The following is a 16,368-nucleotide window of genomic DNA, read 5'->3' as shown; positions in this document are numbered from 1 at the left end:
GGCTATCCGATCGCTTCCAGCACCGCCTCACCCAAGGTCGCGGGGCTGTCGGCCACCACGATCCCGGCGGAGCGCATGGCTTCGATCTTGTCGTCCGCGCCGCCTTTGCCGCCAGCCACAATCGCGCCGGCATGGCCCATACGGCGGCCCGGAGGCGCCGTGCGGCCCGCGATGAACCCGGCGGTCGGCTTCCAGCGGCCCTTCTTCTTCTCATCGGCGAGGAACTGCGCGGCCTCTTCCTCGGCCGAGCCGCCGATCTCACCGATCATGATGATCGATTGCGTCTCGTCATCGGCCAGGAACCATTCCAGCACATCCAGATGTTCCGTCCCCTTGATCGGGTCGCCGCCGATGCCCACACAGGTCGACTGGCCCAGGCCCACATCGGTCGTCTGTTTCACGGCCTCATAGGTCAGCGTGCCCGAGCGGCTGACGACGCCGACGGAGCCGCGCTTGTGGATATGGCCAGGCATGATGCCGATCTTGCAGGCGTCGGGCGTGATAATGCCGGGGCAGTTCGGCCCGATCAGGATGCTCGATGAGCCTTCCAGCGCGCGCTTCACCTTCATCATGTCGAGCACCGGAATGCCTTCGGTGATGCAGCAGATCAGCTCCATCTCGGCATCGATGGCTTCCAGGATCGAATCCGCGGCGAAAGGCGGCGGCACGTAGATCACCGAGGCGTTCGCCTCCGTCATGGCTTTGGCCTCGTGGACCGAGTTGAACACCGGCAGATCCAGATGGGTCATCCCGCCTTTGCCCGGCGTCACGCCGCCGACCATCTTGGTGCCGTAGGCGATGGCCTGCTCCGAATGGAACGTGCCCTGCGAGCCGGTGAAGCCCTGGCAGATCACTTTGGTATTTTCATCGACGAGTACGGCCATGGTCGGTCCTTCGGGTGGTCTATTGAAACAGGATGGCGCTGGTGTCGGGCGCGCTACAGACGATCCCATTGCCAGCATTGAGAAAGAGAAGATCGTAGGTCTCGCCGTCGAGCGTTACGGCGCGCATCGGGCAGCCGAGATTGTCGATGGATGGCTCCGCCGCCCCGATCTGTGCATTGGGAAAGGCGGCGGCCAAATTGTCCGCAACCACCTGCTGCGCGACAGCAAATGGCACAATCTCGGATTGCAGACTGCAGAAGAAATTCGGATGGGTCGGGTTCAGATATCCCATGACACCAAAGGCTTGGAAGGTCGTCGCGTCCAGATCCGTGCCAATGGAGAACCCAGCGGCCTCAAAGCCCGGGACAAGCGTGTTCAACGATCGCGCATGTTCGAAACAGGTGGACACGGCAAGCCACATATTGGTCGCGGCGGCCTGAACCTCATCGGCTGTCTGGGCCGAAGCCACACCAGCGCTGAGGGCGCAGATCAAGGCCGCACGACCGATCATTCGACAGGCTCCAACGGCATCAGCCGCTCAACAAACATGAAGGTCTCGATCCCGTTTGGGCCAGGCCGCGTGCCGACATGGACCACGGCGATCCGGCGCGGGTTCAACTGGCGCGCGCCCAGCAGGGCCGTGCCCTCGGTCGCGCGATAGCGGTCGGGCAGAGGCGCCTCGGTCTCGATCCCTTCGATCTGCAACCCGGCAAGAGCTGCGCTGGCCGCGAGTTCCGTGTGATCGCCATCAAAGGCGATCTCGCACCGGCGGTCGGTTCCTACGGTGGCCGCGCGCCCGATTACCGGCGACGGTTCGGCGTTGGAAAACGGGTCGAGGTCGTAGAAGTCCACCCGCGCGCCAGTCGAGGCGAGCCTTTCCCGTGCCAACGCGGCTGTCAGGAACGGGCTGAAGCAATGGGCCGCAAAGGCGCTGGTCGCGTCTTCGGCAATTGAATGCGTACCGCCAGAAACACGGGTCGCCGCCACCAGCAGCAACGCAAACGCTGCGGCCACGTGGAATACCATGAGCGCCGTCCGTCCCAACTGCATCACCAATCCACCTCTCGGCTGGTCAGGATATACAAACCATCATTGCCCGGTCGCGGATCGATCTGCAGCTCTGTCATCCGCTCATCGACCTGTGCGGCCAGCGCATCAGACAGCGCCGCGGTCACGGTCTCCGGCGCTTCTTCCGACCGAAACACCATCGCACAGCGTTTCCCGGAGGGATTGAACGACAAATCGTAATGCTGGTGGAAAAAGGTCCCCGTCTCAGGATCTTCGACCATCCCCTCCTCGCGCATCAACTCTTGCGCCGCGTCTTGCGTCTCGGTCTCGACACAAATCTCGGCATATAGCTGCGCATAGATCGCGGTTTGCCCGATCACCGCACCGACGCGCGGCGCTTCCGGTATCGCGCTCGCCGCGGTGCCGCCCCAAAAGACGGCCGCCAGCAGCAGCGATCGGGTTGCGGCTAGGCGCACGAGCTTACCCCTTCACCGCCTTCACGATCTTTTCGGCGCCGTCTTTCAGATCATCGGCGGCGATGACGGCAAGGCCGGAGGTGTTGATGATCTCTTTGCCCTTCTCGACATTCGTGCCCTCAAGGCGCACGACCAGCGGCACTTCCAGACCGACTTCCTTCACCGCCGCGATTACGCCCTCGGCGATGATGTCACAGCGCATGATGCCGCCAAAGATGTTCACCAGGATGCCCTTCACATTCGAGTCGGAGGTGATGATCTTGAAGGCTTCGGTCACTTTTTCCTTGGTCGCACCGCCCCCCACATCGAGGAAGTTCGCAGGCTCGGCCCCGTAAAGCTTGATGATGTCCATCGTCGCCATGGCCAGGCCCGCGCCGTTGACCATGCAGCCGATCTCACCATCCAGCGCGATGTAGTTCAGGTCGAATTTCGATGCGGCGAGTTCTTTGGGGTCTTCCTCCGTCTCGTCGCGCAAGGCGGCGATATCGGCATGGCGATAGACGGCATTGCCATCGAAGCCCATCTTCGCGTCCAGGCATTTCAGATCGCCTTTGTCGGTCACGATCAGCGGGTTGATCTCCAGCATCTCCATGTCTTTCTCGACAAACATGGTGTAAAGCTGGCCCATCAGCTTCACGCACTGCTTCACCTGCTGCCCTTCCAGGCCGAGGTTAAACGCGATGCGGCGGCCGTGATAGGGCTGGTACCCGGTGGCGGGATCGACGCTGAAGCTCAGGATCTTCTCAGGCGTGCTTTCGGCGACCTCTTCGATATCCATGCCGCCTTCGGTGGAGGCCACGAAAGATACGCGGCTGGTCTGGCGATCCACCAGCAGCGCCAGATACATCTCGGTCTCGATACCCGAGCCGTCTTCGATGTAGATCCGGTTGACCTGTTTGCCGACCTCACCGGTCTGCTTGGTAACCAGCGTGCGGCCCAGCATCTTCTTGGCTTCATCGGCAGCCTCTTCCACGGATTTGGCCAGACGCACACCGCCCGCCTCACCGGCGTCGGCCTCCTTAAAGGTGCCCTTCCCGCGGCCACCAGCGTGGATCTGCGCCTTCACGACCCACAGCGGCCCATCCATCTCACCGGCGGCGGTCTTGGCATCTTCGGCCTTCAACACCACGCGTCCATCGGAAACTGGGGCGCCATATTGCCGAAGAAGGGCTTTCGCCTGATACTCATGGATGTTCATGGATCTGGTCCGTCTTTGAGGTCTGATTGATCCTTGCTAAACACAACTTACAGATGAAGTGGAACGCTTTTTTCCAACAAATGCAGTGTTTCAGCGGAAAAAGCGACATTTGTGATCACACTCCAAAAACGTGTGATCACAAATTAGCTGCACCTGTCCGGCGACTCACCTGCAAACGCCTCACTGTGACCGGCGCACCGCGCCGGAGCCGGAAACGCGCGGGGGCCATTTACAAACCCGCTCGCGCCACGCCCCATAGCGATAGGTATGAACCGAGATCGCCATGACTGACACCGCCACATCAATTGCAGAGGAACGCGCGGCGATGCAGCGCGCCGAAAAGCGCCAGATGCGGCGGCGGCGGTCTGCAATCTTGCCGCTTTTGTTAGATCTGGTCGAACAGACCGCCCAGGCCGCCGGGAAGCGCCCGTTCTACGTCCAGGTTGGGGCCCATGACGGCGTATTGGGTGACCCGCTCTGCGACCGCACCATCGCGCATAGATGGAGCGGTTTGCTGTTGGAACCCTCAGCCATTTATTACGATCAGCTTTGCGCACTCTATCCGGATCGCCCAGATATGATCATTCGCAACCTCGGCGTATCGGCGAAGAAAGAAAAGCTGACCCTGTTTCGCGTCGATGAGGCCCACCGCGCCGCCTATCCTTTTTCGATCGCGGGATGCGCCAGCCTGAACCGAAAGCTTCTGCTGGACCACATGATGCGACATAGCGCCGAGGCCGACGCGCATATCTGCACCGAAACGGTTCAGCTTGATCCCCTGCGCACTGTCTTGCGGCGCGAGAAGATCACCCGGATCGACATGCTGATCGTCGATGTCGAAGGCCATGAAATCGAGGTGTTCGATAGCTTCGACCTGTCCAAAGCCGCGCCACGCTTAATCTGGTATGAACATAAACATTTGGCACGTCAGGCCAATCGCGCTTTGATGAGCCGGTTTTTGGATGAAGGCTACAAGCCCGCCCGTGTCGGACAGGACACCGCCGTTCTGCACCCCAGCCTTGCGACGGAGGGGGTCGTGACAACGCTCGTGGAATTGGGTGCGACGCTGGCGAAGCCCTAACACATGAAAAAGCCCGCCCCAGAGGGGACGGGCCAAACTAAAACGATTGGGTGTTGTCAGCCCAGCGTCTCATCGATTGCCTTGCAGGCATCGACCAGACCTTTGACCGCATCGACGGAATTGTCGAACATCGCCTGCTCATCCTTGCTGAGCTTCACGTCGACAATGCGCTCGATCCCACCTTTGCCGATCACGGTGGGTACGCCGACATACATGCCCTTCAGCCCCAGTTGGCCGTCACAATAGGCCGCGCAGGGCAGAACCCGTTTTTGGTCTTTCAGGTAGGCTTCAGCCATTTCGATGGCCGATGTGGCAGGCGCATAGAAAGCCGAGCCGGTTTTCAGCAGACCCACGATCTCGGCGCCGCCATCCCGGGTGCGCTGAACGATGGCATCGAGTTTCTCCTGCGTGGTCCAGCCCATCTCGACCAGATCAGGCAGCGGAATACCGGCCACCGTGGAATAACGCACCGAGGGCACCATCGTGTCGCCATGGCCACCCAGCACAAAGGCGGTGACATCCTTCATCGACACGTCGAATTCTTCGGCCAGGAAATGGCGGAACCGCGCGCTGTCGAGCACACCGGCCATGCCGCAGACCTTCTCATGGGGCAGACCCGAAAACTCGCGCAGCGCCCAGACCATCGCATCCAGCGGGTTGGTGATACAGATCACAAAGGCATTCGGCGCGTTGTCGCGGATGCCTTCGCCGACCGATTTCATGACTTTCAGGTTGATGCCCAGCAGGTCATCGCGGCTCATGCCCGGCTTGCGCGGTACACCGGCGGTGACGATGCACACATCCGCGCCGGCGATATCGGCATAATCGTTGGTGCCCTTCAGCTTGGCATCGAATTTCTCAGACGGGCCCGATTCTGCAATGTCGAGCGCTTTGCCCTGTGGCACGCCTTCGGCAATGTCGAACAGGATGACATCGCCCAGTTCTTTAAGGGCGGCAAGGTGGGCGAGCGTGCCCCCGATTTGTCCCGCGCCGATCAGCGCAATCTTCGGTCTGGCCATATTATTTAGGTCCTCGGTCCGGTGTTTTGTCCGGCGGAGGGGTAGCGCCACGGCCCGCGGCGCGCAAGGGCGCGCTGCGCGACCGATAGCCTCAAGGCCCGCGAAACAGCCTACAGATCTTCGCCCACAGGTTGTGGAGAATGGGTTTCAAAATGCTCCCCCGAGGCCATCAGACAGGCCCGGCCATCGGCCATCGTCACAATAATCGTCCAGGTCCCGGTCTCCTCGGACACATAGAATTCCATGATCCGATTATGTGGGGCCAGGCCCATACCGTGGACCTGTTCGCCATAGCGTCCGGTCAAGGCGGCCACCACCGTATCGCGTTCCGCACACAACATGCGGGGCCCAAAGCCCTGGGCGTTGACGGGTGCTGCAACGCTCAACCCGGTGGCCAGGGCAAGTGAAATCAAGATACCTTTCATGTCTTTGTCCTTTCCTCAGTCAGGCCGCCGCGATCCAGTGCGGGCCCGGTTCCGTGACAAGACATTCCTCCGATCCGACGCGCTTCGCGGCACCGTGATCCGACCAGCCTGCGCCTTATCCTTTAATTTTAGGTGAATTCTCAGGCTTCACCGTTCGGAGGTTTCGCAATTGTCGCAACGGGGCCAAATTCTGCGCCGCAGCATTGCCCTTGGCCCGTCGCTTGGCCTAAAGTCCGGCGCAACCGCAAGCCACCCAATGAGCCCGCCCATGTCTTTGACCGCCCGCCCCTATCGCTCGGTTCTGTACATCCCGGCCTCGCGCGAACGCGCGCTGGAAAAAGCCAAAGGCCTGGCGACCGACGCCATCATCTTCGACCTCGAAGATGCCGTCGCGGTCGATGAAAAGGCGGCCGCGCGGGTGACATTGGCCGCCGCGCTGACACAGGGCGGGTTCGGACCACGGGCGCAGATTGTGCGGATCAACGGGTTCGATACGGAATGGGGCGCCGACGATCTGGACGTCATCGCCGCCGCCGCGCCGCAAGCGGTGCTGTTGCCGAAAGTGAACAGCGCACAGGATATCGCGGATCTCGCCGCACGACTGGACGCTCGGCCCGACACCTCTGAGACCCAGATTTGGGCGATGATGGAAACGCCGCTCGGCATCTTGAACGCCGCCGAGATCGCCGCAGCCCCGCGGATGGCGGGCTTTGTGATGGGCACAAATGATCTGGCCAAAGACCTGAACGCGCGCAATCGCGCTGCGATGGTCACCTCGCTTCAAATTTGCCTGCTGGCCGCCCGCGCCCATGGGTTGGTCTGCATCGACGGCGTTTACAATGCCTTCAAGGACGAGGACGGATTGCGCGCTGAATGCACCGAAGGTCGCGATTTCGGCTTTGACGGCAAAACCCTGATCCACCCCGCTCAATTGGCCATCGCCAATGCCGCCTTCGCGCCGTCCGAGGCTGAGATTGACCTGGCCCGCCGCCAGATCGACGCCTGGCGCGACGCCAATGCCAAGGGCGAAGGCGTGGCCGTGGTCGATGGGCGCATCGTGGAAAATCTGCATATCGTCACCGCCGAGGCGACCCTGGCCAAGGCTGACGCCATTGCCGCGCTGGAGGCCGCATGATGGCCTGGCTTGCGCTGATCGCAGGTGTCGCCCTGTGGTGGGGGGCGCATCTGTGGAAACGTGTAGCGCCCGAATCCCGCGCCAGGTTCGGCGACCCCGGCAAGGGGATCGTCACCGGTCTGCTGGTTTTGGCGATCGTTCTGATGACACTCGGCTATCGCGGCGCGGAGGGCGCGTTTTTCTGGGGCCGCTCGCCCGCCCTGGTCGGCATCAACAACCTGCTGATGCTGCTGGCCTTCTATCTCTTCGCTTCATCGGGCCCGAAAACCCGCATCACCCGGGTGGTGAAGAACCCGCAGCTGACGGCGTTCAAGATCTGGGCAGCGTCCCACCTGCTGGTGAACGGCGATGTGCCCTCCTTCGTTCTGTTCGGCGGCCTGCTGGCTTGGGCCGTGGTCGAGGTGATTGTCCTGAAACGCGCCGGCGTTCCTTGGGAGCCGCCCCACCCCGCCCCGATCAAGAAAGAGGTCACCGCCATTGTCGCCGCCATCGTGGCCACCATTGTCGTCATGCTGATCCATTACTGGCTCGGCGTTGTGCCCTGGGGATAGACCGTGCAGATCTACCGCCTGCTGACCGAGGATGACACCTCGGCCTTTTGCCATAAAGTGTCCGAGGCGCTGTCCAAGGGCTGGGTGCTGCATGGCGATCCGACCATGGCCTTTGACAGCGCCCGTGGTGTGATGCGCTGCGCCCAGGCCGTCACCAAGGATATCGACACCCCCTATTCCCCCGACATGAAGCTGGGCCAACAATAATGACCAAGACCAATCAAGGCTATTTCTTCGAGGATTACCGCGTCGGCCAAGTGCTGGACCATGCCACGCCACGCACCCTGCATGACGGGGATGTGGCGATGTATCAATCGCTCTATGGCCCGCGCTTCGCCCTGCAATCGTCGTGGGATTTCGCCTCGCAGCTTGGGTTCAAGAATCCGCCGCTGGACGATCTGATCACGTTTCACACCGTCTTCGGCAAAACGGTCCCCGATATCTCGCTGAATGCCGTCGCCAATCTGGGCTATGGCGAGGGGCGGTTCCTTAGCCGCGTTGAGTCCGGGGATACGATCCGCTCGACCTCTGAGATCATTGGCCTGAAGCAAAACTCCAACGGCAAGACCGGGATCGTCTGGGTGCGCACCAAGGGCTATGCCAATGGCGACCGCCCGGTGCTGGACTATGTGCGCTGGGTGATGGTGCGCAAACGCGATGCCGATGCGCCCGCGCCCGATCCGGTGGTACCAGAACTGGCCCCCACCGTGCCCGCCGCCGACCTCTACGTGCCCGAGGGGCTCGATTGGGCCGCCTACGATTTCACCGCCGCCGGGGAACCGCATCGCTGGGGCGATTATCAGGTGGGCGAGATCATCGACCATGTCGACGGCGTCACCCTGACCGATCCCGAACACATGATGGCCACGCGCCTGTGGCAGAACACGGCGAAGGTGCATTTCGACGTGACCGCGCGGCCCGACGGCAACCGCCTGATCTATGGCGGGCATATCATTTCAATGGCGCGCGCGCTGTCGTTCAACGGGCTGGGCAATGCGCAGTTGATCGCGGCGATCAATGCGGGCTCCCACGCCAATCCAGCCATGGCGGGTGACACGATCCGCGCCTGGTCCGAGGTGTTGGACAAAGCCGAAACCGAAACGCCCGGGGTCGGCGCCCTGCGGCTGCGCCTGGTCGCGACGAAAGGTGAGGCCGGTGCGCTGCGCGGCGACGATGGAAAATACCTACCCGACGTGCTGCTCGACCTTGATTATTGGGCGTTGATCCCGACCTAGGCGGCCCTTGCCAAGTCCCTTGCCTTGGGCAAATCTGTCCCAAACTGGGGGACACATATGTCGAAATGGATCAATGCGGGCACCATGCTCGGCGGGGCCAGTGGCGCCGTGGCGGCCGCCGCCGCGGTCTGGCAATTGGCACAGCCCGGCCCGATAGACAGCGCCGATGGCGTGGTGGCGGCCTTGAACGGCATCCGAGAGGCCATCGAAGCGGGCAATGTCGACCTCACAGCGCCTGAGGTGCAGGCTCAGGTGGCCGAGGCCGCGCAACCCGTGGCCGGGCTACTGGCGCGCAATCTCAACGCCTTGTCCAGTGATGAGGTGCTGGCCCTGGGCGGCATGGCCGATGCGGCGCCGGGCGAATCCGTCGAATTGCGCCTGTCCGATGGCAGCTTCACCCGGATCACCTTCAATGGCTGGAACAACACGCCGCCCAACGCGGTTCTATGGTTCGAAGGCGAGCGTGTGATCACAAATAGTGGATGGCAAACGGCGCTCGGACCCGACGACTCCTGCATTCTCGCCTTTGTCGGCCCTACCCGCGACCCAGAGCCCCTCGGCCGTTTCCAAGTCACCTGTCCATAACGCAGAATTTTGTGATCACAGCATTAAATCTTGTGATCACACTTAACCTTTCTGCGGCGTTAAGCCCCACAATTGTCGGTATTTTGAAGGCACGCGCCCGTGACAGCGGCGCGAAACTTGCTATTGATAATGAAACGACCGGCATCCGCCAGACCTGACGGCTCAACCTAAGGGGGACTCCAGCCATGGCCGACGTGAACCGAGGCAACCGCCCGCTCTCACCGCATCTGACGATCTATCGTCCACAGCTGAACTCCATGACCTCGATCCTCGTGCGGATCACCGGCAACGCGATGCTGATCTCGGCCATGCTGGTCGTCTGGTGGCTGATGGCCGCTGCGTCCGGCGCCGAATACTTCACGACCGTCGATGGGCTGATCACCAGCGTCCTGGGCGATATCGTGATGACACTCAGCGTTTTGGGCCTCTGGTATCACGCGCTTGGCGGGCTGCGTCACCTGATCTGGGATACGGGGCGCGGGCTGGACATGGAAACCGCCGACCGCATGGGCTGGGGCATGATCATCGGGTCTGTCGCGCTGACCTTCCTCACGTTGATTGCGATTTAAGGGGCGGATGATGGCATTTGTAACAGACCGCAAACGCGTCACTGGCCTGGGCTCCGCCCGCGGTGGCACAGCGCAACACTGGACCATGACGGTGACCTCGGTTGCGCTGCTGGTCCTGACACCCTTCTTTCTGGGTGTGATCGGCCCGCTTCTGGGCGCCGCATATGACGATGTTATTGCGACCCTTGGTCGCCCGATCCCCGCTGCGATTGTCGCGGCCTATCTTGTCGTCGGGATGCACCACCTGCGCTACGGCATGCAGGTGTTGGTCGAAGATTATACGGGCGGGCTGACCCGCAAGATCGCGATCATTGTGACGACCATTCTCAGCTACGGGCTCGCCGCTGGCGGGCTGGTGGCCTTGATGCAAATTGCTTTGTGAGGGTTTGAAATGAAAGACATGTCCTCCACCGCCTATGACGTGACCCACCACACCTATGATGTTGTCGTCGTGGGCGCCGGTGGCTCTGGCCTACGCGCAACGCTGGGTATGGCCGAACAGGGCCTGAAAACAGCTTGCGTGTCCAAGGTGTTCCCGACCCGCTCGCACACGGTTGCGGCCCAGGGTGGCATCGCAGCCAGCCTGGGGAATATGGGCCCGGACCACTGGCACTGGCATATGTACGACACCGTGAAAGGCTCGGACTGGCTGGGTGATACCGACGCGATGGAATACCTCGCCCGCGAGGCGCCCAAGGCCGTCTACGAGTTGGAACACTACGGCGTGCCGTTTTCCCGCACCGAAGAAGGCAAGATCTACCAGCGCCCCTTCGGCGGCCACACGACCGAGTTCGGCGAAGGCCCTCCAGTGCAGCGCACCTGCGCCGCCGCTGACCGCACGGGCCACGCGATCCTGCACACGCTCTACGGCCAATCGCTCAAGAACGACGCGGAATTCTTCATCGAGTATTTCGCGACCGATCTTCTGATGAACGATGACGGCGAATGCGTCGGCGTCGTGGCCTGGAAGCTCGACGACGGCACGATTCACGTGTTCCATTCCAAGATGTGCGTGCTGGCCACGGGCGGCTATGGTCGTGCCTATTTCAGCGCGACGTCTGCCCATACCTGCACCGGGGATGGAGGTGGGATGGTGGCGCGTGCGGGCCTGCCGCTCCAGGATATGGAATTCGTGCAGTTCCACCCCACCGGCATCTACGGTGCTGGCTGTCTGATCACCGAAGGCGCGCGCGGCGAAGGCGGCTATCTGACCAATTCCGAAGGCGAGCGGTTTATGGAGCGTTATGCGCCCACCTACAAAGACCTCGCCTCGCGCGACGTGGTCAGCCGCTGCATGACAATGGAAATCCGCGAAGGCCGCGGTGTGGGCGAGAATGGCGACCACATTCACCTGCACCTGAACCACCTTCCGCCCGAAACGCTGAACCTGCGCCTGCCTGGGATCTCGGAAAGCGCCCGGATCTTTGCGGGCGTGGACCTGACCAAGGAACCGATCCCGGTTCTGCCCACAGTGCACTACAACATGGGCGGCATTCCGACGAATTATTGGGGTGAGGTGCTGAACCCGACGCAAGACGATCCCGACCGCATCGTGCCTGGCCTGATGGCCGTGGGCGAGGCGGGATGCGCCTCGGTCCATGGGGCGAACCGCCTGGGCTCGAACAGCCTGATTGACCTCGTGGTCTTTGGCCGCGCCGCCGCGATCAAGGCGGCCGAGGTTGTGGACCCCGAGGCCACCAATCCCGATGTCCCAAAGGCCGAGATTGACAAAGCCCTGAACCGCTTCGACAGCATCCGTTATGCTGATGGTGGCACGCCGACCGCCGAGCTGCGGCTTGAAATGCAGAAGACCATGCAGGCCGATGCCGCCGTGTTCCGCACCGACAAGACGCTCGCCGAGGGTTTGGAGAAGATGACCGGGGTGGCGGGCAAGCTGGATGATCTGGCCGTGACCGACCGGTCGCTGATCTGGAACTCGGACCTGATGGAAACGCTGGAGCTGACCAACCTGATGCCCAACGCGCTGGCCACCATCGCCGGGGCCGAGGCGCGCAAGGAAAGCCGTGGCGCCCATGCACACGAGGATTATCCCGACCGTGACGATGAAAACTGGCGCGTCCACACGTTGGCCGTCGTCGACAACGACAAGGTCGATCTGGATTACCGCCCGGTGCATTTGAACCCGCTGATGGGTCACAACGAAGGCGGCATCGATCTGGACAAGATCAAGCCAAAGGCGCGGGTCTATTGATGCGCTGGTTGCTCATCTGCCTTGTTGTCGCGGGCGGCGCTGCATCGGCGCTGACCGAACGGGAGATATTGGTCGGCATGCTCATGACCGAGATGACGTCGCAGGGCATTCCGGAGACGATGGCCATGGATATGGTGCCCTGCTTCATGGACCGGCTGACCGATCAGCAGGTGACATCCCTGATCGAGGCCGATGACGATACGGAACGTGAGCAGATCATCAACGCCATGGCAGATCCCGAGGGAGCCGAGCTGTGCGCGCTTCTGGCAATGTCCCAATGATACGCGCGCTTCCCTTGATCCTGCTGCTGGCGGGACCGGCCGCGGCCCAAAGCGACCAAGACCGCGCCTTGGACAATCTGCTGACCCACAACAAGCATGCTGATCTGTCCGAGGCAGAGAATATCGCACAGGCGCTGGCATGGATCGATTGCTTGGCGGAGGATGACCTGGCCACCCTGGCCCAGGCGCAATCGGCCTCTGAGGTATCGGTCGTCCTCGCGTTTGTGCCCGTTGAAACCGCCATGTGTACAATCCAGAGGGGTCAGGCCGAATGATCCGGTATCTCCTTCTCCCTTGTGTTGCCTTTGGCCTGTCCGCCTGCGTCGGCAACGTCCAAGGGGCGGCCGATCAGGTCGCGCGGGACCAGGCGCGCCTTGTCGTCAATTCCGAGATCGCCCGCCGCGCGCCCGGTGTCGATGTGCAGGCTCTGACCGATTGCGTGATCGACAACGCCTCGGCCAGTGAGATCGTGACCATCGCGGGCGGTTATGCCGTCGGCAATACCTCTGCGGCCAGCAATACGATCACCGGCATTCTGGAGCGGCGCGACACGATCCGCTGCACCGCAGGCGCTTACTTCGACACATCCTTCCGGGGACTTGCCGGATGATCCTGCGCGCGCTTCCCCTGCTTGTCGCGGCGCTCGCGGCGCTCGCGGCGTGCGGCCCACCGCAGCCGATGACAATGGCCCGCGCACAGCGGCTATGCGCGGACGAGGCGCGCCTGGCCGACGGGTTCGCCGGGCGGGTCGGGGTCGGCGGCGGATCGGAAGGGTTTGGCGCCACCGGCTCGCTGACCGTGACAAACGATATCTTCAACCCACAATCCGAAGACGAGGCCCGGCGCAACTGCGTCACCCGCCGCCTGAACGGCGATGACGGCCCGCCGCGCCGTCCGACCTTCGCGATTTCCATCGGCGGGGATTCGTTTTGATCCACCGCCCAGCCATTTCCGCGCCCCCAGACCGGCGCGCAGCTAAATCCTGCAAGGAGCCCAACCATGGTTGAACTCGCACTCCCCAAGAATTCTCGCATCACCACGGGGAAAACCTGGCCCAAGCCCGAAGGCGCCACCAATCTGCGCAAGTTCCAGATCTACCGCTGGAACCCCGATGACGGCAAAAACCCCTCGGTCGACACCTATTGGGTCGATATGGATACCTGCGGGCCGATGGTTCTGGACGCGCTGATCAAGATCAAGAACGAGATCGACCCGACGCTGACCTTCCGCCGATCCTGCCGCGAGGGGATTTGCGGATCCTGCGCGATGAATATCGACGGGATCAACACGCTGGCCTGTATCTACGGCATGGATGAGGTTAAGGGCGATGTGAAGATCTATCCCCTGCCCCATATGCCCGTGGTCAAGGACCTGATCCCCGACCTGACGCATTTCTACGCCCAGCATGCCTCGATCATGCCGTGGTTGGAAACCAAGACCCGCCGCCCCGAGAAGGAGTGGAAGCAATCCGTGGAAGACCGCGAAAAGCTTGACGGTCTCTATGAATGCGTCATGTGCGCCTGTTGCTCGACCTCCTGCCCGTCCTATTGGTGGAACGGCGACCGGTATCTGGGGCCAGCCGCGCTGCTGCACGCCTATCGCTGGATCATCGACAGCCGCGATGAAGCCACTGGAGAGCGCTTGGATGAGCTGGAAGACCCGTTCAAGCTCTACCGCTGTCACACGATCATGAACTGCACTAAGACCTGCCCCAAAGGCCTGAACCCGGCCAAGGCGATCGCATCGATCAAAAAAATGATGGTCGAACGGCAGCTCTAAAGCGGCACTCACCTGCAACAGAACGGGCGTTTCTGGCATGGCCGGGGCGGTCTGCTTGACAGATTCCCGTTCCTGCATGCCACTTGATCACGCCGTCTGAAGCGCGGGTCCGCAACACGCGTGGCGCCCATCGATGCGGCCAAGGGGGGCAGGGCACGCAATGGGCCATTATGTGACAATCGAGAACGCCCTGATCGTGCCCGGCCAGAAACGCTCGGACGGTCTGGGTGTGCTGGATGCCAGCGGCGCATTTGTACCTGAAAGCATCATCTGGCGCATGGATGCGCCTCTGTTCGAACCGCCAATCCCCGTTGAGCCCGAGGCCGAACTGGCCGGAACCCACTTGTTCGGCGGGATCATGTCCTGGCATTTCGGGCATTTCCTTGTGGAAAGCCTGTCGCGGCTATGGCCCTTGCACAGCCAGCATGACGATCTGGCCTCCGTCCTGTTCGTGCCCAAGGGACCGGCGGACAAGCAACGCTCGGAAACCCGGTTTCAACGCGAAGTGCTGGATATCATCGCGCCGGATATCCCGCGAGAGGTCCTGACCCGTCCAACCCGTGTGGAACGTCTGATCGTGCCTGAACAGGGCTTTGGCACCGCGCAATTGGAAACCGGCACCGCCGCCTTCCGCGCCTTCATCAAAAGCCGGGCCTGGCCCGCCCCCAATCCGGATGCACCGAAATGCATCTATGTGTCCCGCGCCGATCTGAACCCGCAAAAGAAGGGCCGGATCATTGGGGATACGAACCTCGCCGATTTCCTTGCGCGGCGCGGCTATCATGTCGTGCATCCGCAAAAACTCAACGCCCATGATCAATTGGCGCTCTATCGTGGGGCGCGGCGGCTGATCTTCGACGACGGCTCCGCCCTGCATCTCTTTGGCCTGGTCGCCGAGACTGATCAAACCGTCGCCAGCATTCAACGTCGCCTGCCGCAGGATGGCAAAGCCGTGGGCGAACGGCAATTGCGCAGCTTTGCCGAGACCGATTTGAAAGTGTTCGATGCGGTGCTGCGCGATTGGCGCCCGAAACGGGCGGACAGGCCGACCTCCCAGAGCGATGGGGAGCTGGATGCGCGGCATCTGTTCGAGGCATTGCGCGGTTATGGTGCGACCCAAGAGGGCGACACACCCGAAGATCTCGGCCTGCCGACACCTGCCGAGGCCGCCGCCAGCGCCACGCAGATGGGCTATATCCCGGTCGAGCGCGATGTGGCACTGCCCTCTCCACCCGCCCTATCGCGGTTCTGGGGGATCGAGATCCCCGATGGCCCCCATCTCAATACGCGCAAGATCCGCTCGCTGCGCGATGGGTTCTATGAACGCCAAGAGGTGCGCAATGCGCTTGCGCATTTTGGTCCAAGCGACAGGGTTCTGGAACTGGGCGCAGGCGCAGGCATCGTCGGCACCACCGTTGCTGTGAATTGCCAGGTCGAGGCACTGCTCAGCTTCGAGGCCAATCCCCGGATGGTGCCCGTCGCCCAGGCGCTCTACGCGCGAAACAACCTTTCCAATCGGGCCGAGGCGCGCCACGCTGTCCTGGTCGCCGATCCCGATGCGCCGACCACCCTGCCCTTCGCAATCGCCGAGGATTATCTTGGCTCAAAGCTTGCGAATGGATCGGACATCCCCTTGCCCACGGCGCAGATCGCTCAGGTTTCGACGGTCCAATTGTCTGATATCGTGGCAGAATTTCACCCGACCGCCTTGTTGATGGATATCGAAGGGGCTGAACTGCCCTTTCTGCAAAGCGCCGATCTGTCCCCGTTTCGCGCCATCGTTGTGGAACTGCATCGCGGTATCTATGAGCGCGCGGGGATGCGCGCCTGCCGCGCAGCCCTGAAAGCGGCGGGCCTCCGGCAGGTGCCGGATTATTGCCGCCGCGGCGTCGACACATGGATCCGTGATCCATGAGCGGATGGTTTTCCA

At 62.1% G+C, this 16,368-nt stretch carries 23 protein-coding genes; 16 read left to right on the top strand and 7 right to left on the bottom strand.

Going from position 1 to position 16,368, the window contains the following annotated elements; all coding sequences use genetic code 11:
• Positions 1 to 2 precede the first annotated feature (2 nt).
• The 5 genes from sucD to sucC are packed head-to-tail and all read right to left on the bottom strand — an operon-like array spanning position 3 to position 3,566.
• On the bottom strand, positions 3 to 884 hold the full coding sequence (sucD, locus tag V8J82_RS10775) for a succinate--CoA ligase subunit alpha (protein WP_339975126.1): 882 nt from the start codon (positions 882 to 884) through the stop codon (positions 3 to 5).
• A gap of 19 nt (positions 885 to 903) precedes the next feature.
• Positions 904 to 1,395 carry a hypothetical protein gene (locus V8J82_RS10770; RefSeq protein WP_339975124.1) on the bottom strand — a complete coding sequence of 164 codons (492 nt, stop codon included), beginning with the start codon at positions 1,393 to 1,395 and terminating at the stop codon, positions 904 to 906.
• A complete protein-coding gene (locus V8J82_RS10765; protein ID WP_339975122.1) occupies positions 1,392 to 1,934 on the bottom strand; it encodes a succinyl-CoA synthetase subunit beta in 543 nt (180 codons plus the stop codon). Before V8J82_RS10765 ends, V8J82_RS10770 begins: the two co-directional genes overlap by 4 nt.
• The gene (locus V8J82_RS10760) at positions 1,934 to 2,368 is read right to left on the bottom strand and encodes a hypothetical protein (RefSeq protein WP_339975120.1); all 435 of its coding nucleotides are present in this window, start codon (positions 2,366 to 2,368) and stop codon (positions 1,934 to 1,936) included. Before V8J82_RS10760 ends, V8J82_RS10765 begins: the two co-directional genes overlap by 1 nt.
• A gap of 4 nt (positions 2,369 to 2,372) precedes the next feature.
• Positions 2,373 to 3,566: an ADP-forming succinate--CoA ligase subunit beta gene (gene sucC, locus V8J82_RS10755; RefSeq protein WP_339975118.1), complete on the bottom strand. Its 1,194-nt coding sequence runs from the start codon at positions 3,564 to 3,566 to the stop codon at positions 2,373 to 2,375.
• A gap of 283 nt (positions 3,567 to 3,849) precedes the next feature.
• Here sucC and V8J82_RS10750 point away from each other — a divergent pair, with 283 nt between their 5' ends.
• Positions 3,850 to 4,647: an FkbM family methyltransferase gene (locus tag V8J82_RS10750; RefSeq protein ID WP_339975116.1), complete on the top strand. Its 798-nt coding sequence runs from the start codon at positions 3,850 to 3,852 to the stop codon at positions 4,645 to 4,647.
• Positions 4,648 to 4,703: 56 nt separating this feature from the next.
• On the opposite strand, the gene mdh is transcribed toward V8J82_RS10750, so the two are convergent.
• Positions 4,704 to 5,666, bottom strand: coding sequence for a malate dehydrogenase (gene mdh / locus V8J82_RS10745; protein ID WP_339975114.1), 963 nt, complete (start codon positions 5,664 to 5,666; stop codon positions 4,704 to 4,706).
• Positions 5,667 to 5,776: 110 nt separating this feature from the next.
• Positions 5,777 to 6,091, bottom strand: a complete 315-nt coding sequence (locus V8J82_RS10740) for a hypothetical protein (RefSeq protein WP_339975112.1) — start codon at positions 6,089 to 6,091, stop codon at positions 5,777 to 5,779.
• 268 nt (positions 6,092 to 6,359) lie between these two features.
• Between V8J82_RS10740 and V8J82_RS10735 the strand changes: the two genes are divergently transcribed.
• The 15 genes from V8J82_RS10735 to V8J82_RS10665 all read left to right on the top strand — a co-directional run bounded on the left by V8J82_RS10735 (position 6,360) and on the right by V8J82_RS10665 (position 16,353).
• The gene (locus V8J82_RS10735) at positions 6,360 to 7,226 is read left to right on the top strand and encodes an HpcH/HpaI aldolase/citrate lyase family protein (protein ID WP_339975109.1); all 867 of its coding nucleotides are present in this window, start codon (positions 6,360 to 6,362) and stop codon (positions 7,224 to 7,226) included.
• Positions 7,226 to 7,777 carry an NnrU family protein gene (locus V8J82_RS10730; protein WP_339975107.1) on the top strand — a complete coding sequence of 184 codons (552 nt, stop codon included), beginning with the start codon at positions 7,226 to 7,228 and terminating at the stop codon, positions 7,775 to 7,777. Before V8J82_RS10735 ends, V8J82_RS10730 begins: the two co-directional genes overlap by 1 nt.
• A 3-nt stretch (positions 7,778 to 7,780) precedes the next feature.
• Positions 7,781 to 7,984, top strand: a complete 204-nt coding sequence (locus V8J82_RS10725) for a DUF1737 domain-containing protein (protein ID WP_339975105.1) — start codon at positions 7,781 to 7,783, stop codon at positions 7,982 to 7,984.
• A complete protein-coding gene (locus V8J82_RS10720; protein ID WP_339975103.1) occupies positions 7,984 to 9,012 on the top strand; it encodes a MaoC family dehydratase in 1,029 nt (342 codons plus the stop codon). The genes V8J82_RS10725 and V8J82_RS10720 overlap by 1 nt, the downstream gene beginning before the upstream one ends.
• Positions 9,013 to 9,069: 57 nt before the next feature.
• On the top strand, positions 9,070 to 9,597 hold the full coding sequence (locus V8J82_RS10715; protein WP_339975101.1) for a hypothetical protein: 528 nt from the start codon (positions 9,070 to 9,072) through the stop codon (positions 9,595 to 9,597).
• 11 nt (positions 9,598 to 9,608) lie between these two features.
• Entirely contained in the window at positions 9,609 to 9,755 is a 147-nt protein-coding gene (locus V8J82_RS10710) for a hypothetical protein (RefSeq protein WP_339975099.1), read from the top strand.
• 27 nt (positions 9,756 to 9,782) lie between these two features.
• Positions 9,783 to 10,166 carry a succinate dehydrogenase, cytochrome b556 subunit gene (sdhC, locus tag V8J82_RS10705; RefSeq protein WP_339975097.1) on the top strand — a complete coding sequence of 128 codons (384 nt, stop codon included), beginning with the start codon at positions 9,783 to 9,785 and terminating at the stop codon, positions 10,164 to 10,166.
• Between the two features lie 10 nt (positions 10,167 to 10,176).
• A complete protein-coding gene (locus V8J82_RS10700; protein WP_339975095.1) occupies positions 10,177 to 10,548 on the top strand; it encodes a succinate dehydrogenase, hydrophobic membrane anchor protein in 372 nt (123 codons plus the stop codon).
• 9 nt (positions 10,549 to 10,557) lie between these two features.
• Positions 10,558 to 12,378 carry a succinate dehydrogenase flavoprotein subunit gene (sdhA, locus tag V8J82_RS10695; protein ID WP_439650055.1) on the top strand — a complete coding sequence of 607 codons (1,821 nt, stop codon included), beginning with the start codon at positions 10,558 to 10,560 and terminating at the stop codon, positions 12,376 to 12,378.
• Complete coding sequence (locus V8J82_RS10690; protein WP_339975093.1) at positions 12,378 to 12,659, top strand: hypothetical protein; 282 nt, start codon at positions 12,378 to 12,380, stop codon at positions 12,657 to 12,659. The genes sdhA and V8J82_RS10690 overlap by 1 nt, the downstream gene beginning before the upstream one ends.
• A complete protein-coding gene (locus V8J82_RS10685; protein WP_339975091.1) occupies positions 12,656 to 12,934 on the top strand; it encodes a hypothetical protein in 279 nt (92 codons plus the stop codon). The genes V8J82_RS10690 and V8J82_RS10685 overlap by 4 nt, the downstream gene beginning before the upstream one ends.
• Entirely contained in the window at positions 12,931 to 13,269 is a 339-nt protein-coding gene (locus V8J82_RS10680; RefSeq protein ID WP_339975089.1) for a succinate dehydrogenase, read from the top strand. Before V8J82_RS10685 ends, V8J82_RS10680 begins: the two co-directional genes overlap by 4 nt.
• Positions 13,266 to 13,592 carry a hypothetical protein gene (locus tag V8J82_RS10675; RefSeq protein WP_339975087.1) on the top strand — a complete coding sequence of 109 codons (327 nt, stop codon included), beginning with the start codon at positions 13,266 to 13,268 and terminating at the stop codon, positions 13,590 to 13,592. The genes V8J82_RS10680 and V8J82_RS10675 overlap by 4 nt, the downstream gene beginning before the upstream one ends.
• A 66-nt stretch (positions 13,593 to 13,658) precedes the next feature.
• Entirely contained in the window at positions 13,659 to 14,438 is a 780-nt protein-coding gene (locus tag V8J82_RS10670) for a succinate dehydrogenase iron-sulfur subunit (protein WP_339975085.1), read from the top strand.
• A gap of 160 nt (positions 14,439 to 14,598) precedes the next feature.
• Positions 14,599 to 16,353 carry an FkbM family methyltransferase gene (locus V8J82_RS10665; RefSeq protein ID WP_339975083.1) on the top strand — a complete coding sequence of 585 codons (1,755 nt, stop codon included), beginning with the start codon at positions 14,599 to 14,601 and terminating at the stop codon, positions 16,351 to 16,353.
• The last annotated feature ends 15 nt before the right edge of the window (positions 16,354 to 16,368 follow it).

The organism is Gymnodinialimonas mytili (assembly GCF_037544085.1).
GTDB classification, from domain to species: Bacteria; Pseudomonadota; Alphaproteobacteria; order Rhodobacterales; family Rhodobacteraceae; genus Gymnodinialimonas; species Gymnodinialimonas mytili.
Note: the sequence above shows the minus strand (reverse complement) of the source record. Positions and strands in the feature narration are given on the sequence as shown.

Bases quoted from the DNA above. Each gene is read 5' to 3' on its own strand.
- V8J82_RS10740 (WP_339975112.1), bottom strand. From the start codon at position 6,091: ATGAAAGGTATCTTGATTTCACTTGCCCTGGCCACCGGGTTGAGCGTT.
- V8J82_RS10750 (WP_339975116.1), top strand. From the start codon at position 3,850: ATGACTGACACCGCCACATCAATTGCAGAGGAACGCGCGGCGATGCAG.
- V8J82_RS10670 (WP_339975085.1), top strand. From the start codon at position 13,659: ATGGTTGAACTCGCACTCCCCAAGAATTCTCGCATCACCACGGGGAAA.
- V8J82_RS10675 (WP_339975087.1), top strand. From the start codon at position 13,266: ATGATCCTGCGCGCGCTTCCCCTGCTTGTCGCGGCGCTCGCGGCGCTC.
- sdhA (WP_439650055.1), top strand. From the start codon at position 10,558: ATGAAAGACATGTCCTCCACCGCCTATGACGTGACCCACCACACCTAT.
- V8J82_RS10770 (WP_339975124.1), bottom strand. From the start codon at position 1,395: ATGATCGGTCGTGCGGCCTTGATCTGCGCCCTCAGCGCTGGTGTGGCT.
- V8J82_RS10680 (WP_339975089.1), top strand. From the start codon at position 12,931: ATGATCCGGTATCTCCTTCTCCCTTGTGTTGCCTTTGGCCTGTCCGCC.
- V8J82_RS10690 (WP_339975093.1), top strand. From the start codon at position 12,378: ATGCGCTGGTTGCTCATCTGCCTTGTTGTCGCGGGCGGCGCTGCATCG.
- sucD (WP_339975126.1), bottom strand. From the start codon at position 884: ATGGCCGTACTCGTCGATGAAAATACCAAAGTGATCTGCCAGGGCTTC.
- V8J82_RS10765 (WP_339975122.1), bottom strand. From the start codon at position 1,934: ATGCAGTTGGGACGGACGGCGCTCATGGTATTCCACGTGGCCGCAGCG.
- V8J82_RS10685 (WP_339975091.1), top strand. From the start codon at position 12,656: ATGATACGCGCGCTTCCCTTGATCCTGCTGCTGGCGGGACCGGCCGCG.
- V8J82_RS10715 (WP_339975101.1), top strand. From the start codon at position 9,070: ATGTCGAAATGGATCAATGCGGGCACCATGCTCGGCGGGGCCAGTGGC.
- V8J82_RS10730 (WP_339975107.1), top strand. From the start codon at position 7,226: ATGGCCTGGCTTGCGCTGATCGCAGGTGTCGCCCTGTGGTGGGGGGCG.
- V8J82_RS10700 (WP_339975095.1), top strand. From the start codon at position 10,177: ATGGCATTTGTAACAGACCGCAAACGCGTCACTGGCCTGGGCTCCGCC.
- V8J82_RS10720 (WP_339975103.1), top strand. From the start codon at position 7,984: ATGACCAAGACCAATCAAGGCTATTTCTTCGAGGATTACCGCGTCGGC.
- V8J82_RS10665 (WP_339975083.1), top strand. From the start codon at position 14,599: ATGGGCCATTATGTGACAATCGAGAACGCCCTGATCGTGCCCGGCCAG.
- V8J82_RS10735 (WP_339975109.1), top strand. From the start codon at position 6,360: ATGTCTTTGACCGCCCGCCCCTATCGCTCGGTTCTGTACATCCCGGCC.
- sucC (WP_339975118.1), bottom strand. From the start codon at position 3,566: ATGAACATCCATGAGTATCAGGCGAAAGCCCTTCTTCGGCAATATGGC.
- mdh (WP_339975114.1), bottom strand. From the start codon at position 5,666: ATGGCCAGACCGAAGATTGCGCTGATCGGCGCGGGACAAATCGGGGGC.
- sdhC (WP_339975097.1), top strand. From the start codon at position 9,783: ATGGCCGACGTGAACCGAGGCAACCGCCCGCTCTCACCGCATCTGACG.